Source organism: Pseudoalteromonas sp. BZA4, assembly GCF_040104395.1.
Lineage (GTDB): Bacteria > Pseudomonadota > Gammaproteobacteria > Enterobacterales > Alteromonadaceae > Pseudoalteromonas.
Window position 1 is genome coordinate 1 of record NZ_JBECOT010000132.1, and the last position, 2008, is coordinate 2008.

At 36.8% G+C, this 2008-nt stretch carries 3 protein-coding genes; all 3 read left to right on the top strand.

Annotated elements, in window-relative coordinates; translation table 11 throughout:
- A partial coding sequence (locus ABMY41_RS21680; RefSeq protein WP_349276249.1) for an efflux RND transporter permease subunit occupies positions 1-895 on the top strand: 895 nt, incomplete at its 5' end.
- The gene (locus ABMY41_RS21685; protein ID WP_289098150.1) at positions 888-1193 is read left to right on the top strand and encodes a DUF3240 family protein; all 306 of its coding nucleotides are present in this window, start codon (positions 888-890) and stop codon (positions 1191-1193) included. The genes ABMY41_RS21680 and ABMY41_RS21685, both read left to right, overlap by 8 nt.
- Positions 1194-1224: 31 nt before the next feature.
- Positions 1225-1941, top strand: coding sequence for a cytochrome b/b6 domain-containing protein (locus tag ABMY41_RS21690; protein ID WP_289098151.1), 717 nt, complete (start codon positions 1225-1227; stop codon positions 1939-1941).
- The last annotated feature ends 67 nt before the right edge of the window (positions 1942-2008 follow it).

Sequence of the window (2008 nt, forward strand, 5' to 3'; positions counted from 1 at the left end):
CACTAAAGCATTAACTGATTTTCTAAAGCCACAACTTGAAGGCTCACAAATATCTAAACTAGTTACCGTTAATAAATTTACGCCTATTGTTTTCGGTGCTTCGTCGAAGCACAAAGCAAGTCAGATTAGCTCAATAAATGATTTGAAACAAGTATCTGTTTTAATGCCTGATAATACCATTTTACCTCTAGAGAGCGTCGCTGGCATTAAGGTAGAACAAGAACCTTTACTGATCGAAAGAGAACGAGGTAAACGTTTTGTCTCAATTACAACCAATGTTGAAAACAGAGATGTGGTAAGTTTTGTTGAAGAGTTACAAGCTAAAGTTCACTCTGAGTTGTCGCTTCCTAGCGGCTATTACGTAACTTTTGGTGGTGAGTTCGAAAATCAGCAACGAGCAATGAAGAACTTAATTATCGTTGTTCCTTTAGCTTTGATCTTAATTTTTGTGATTTTATTTACAACTTTTCGCTCTGTATCCTTAGCAAGTTTGATTCTTTGTAACATCCCATTCGCCTTAATGGGTGGGGTTTTTGCGTTACTAATATCTAAACAATATTTATCAATTCCTGCATCAGTTGGCTTTATTGCATTACTTGGTGTTGCAGTGCTCAATGGTATCGTTATGGTTAGTTATTTCGAACAGAGCAAAACCACAATATCTAATATCACTGAACGTGTAGTAGATGGCTCTCGAAGAAGACTGCGTCCAGTACTTATGACCGCGACCACTGCAATGTTTGGTCTAATTCCTTTAGCGTTTGCTTCAGGTCCGGGAGCTGAGATACAAAAACCGCTTGCTATAGTTGTTATAGGAGGCTTACTGACTTCAACGGCAACAACACTCTATTTATTACCAATCTGGTATCGTTTATTGGAGCAGCGCAATGTTTAGTCCATCATTAGTTTTTACTTTCATAGTTCCTAAGAAGCACAAGGATGATGTTATCGACCAATTAATGCTGAGTGATATAGCATCCGGCTTCAACATTTTCCCGATCATGGGCTATAGCAAGAAACATAGTGCTTTTAGCTTAGAGGAGCAAGTTAGAGGCTACAAAGATATGCTGAAGTTTGAAGTAGTTATTGAGCAATATGAATTAGAAAAGCTTAAAGAAGAACTAAAGTTACTATTCGCAACCATAAGAATTAGGTATTGGACAACAACTGTTACTGAAACAGGTCATTTATAAGTTACGCAATCTCTGGAAAAGGAGAAATGTTATGAACAAAACGAGAACACTTACTTATGTATGGCCTAAAAGCATCAGGCTTTTTCATTGGATAAACGTCATCACAATGAGCTTACTAATTGTGATCGGCTTAATCATCTTTAATGGAAAAACTCTTGGTATAACGGTAGACGCCAAAATAATGCTTAAAACCATACATGTTACTATTGGTTACATTTTTGCCATAAACCTTATCATTCGGCTGGTTATGGGTTTTATTGGTTCATCAAATGACATGTGGTCACAAACTCTGCCATTTATGAAAGAGTATAAGAAGGAACTAACTAAATTCAGACGTTCTCCCAAAGAAGTATACAAAGGCCATAATCCAATAGGGAAGCTTATGGTATTAGCTTTACTGATAGCAATGACAATTCAAATGGCGACGGGCTTAATACTGGCAGGGACTGATATATACTACCCACCGTTAGGAGAGCACTTTGTTAAAAGCATTGCGGTTGACGATACTCAACTTGATGTAATCAAGCCTTATTCAAAAGTTAACGTTGACGATGAACGTTATAAGGATCTTAGAGAGTTTCGATCCCCCATTATCACTGCTCATGTATACGCATTTTATGCCCTAATAATACTTATACCATTGCATATACTAGGTGTTATCGTTGCTGAACAAAGAGAAAAATCAGGACTGGTTTCAGCAATGATCAATGGTTATAAGTTTCTACCCGAAAAATCGAATAATGACTAAACTAAATTTAAGACTCTTAGTTTATATAGGCTATCAATACGAAAGACAAAGGGAGGTCTTTCTTTTT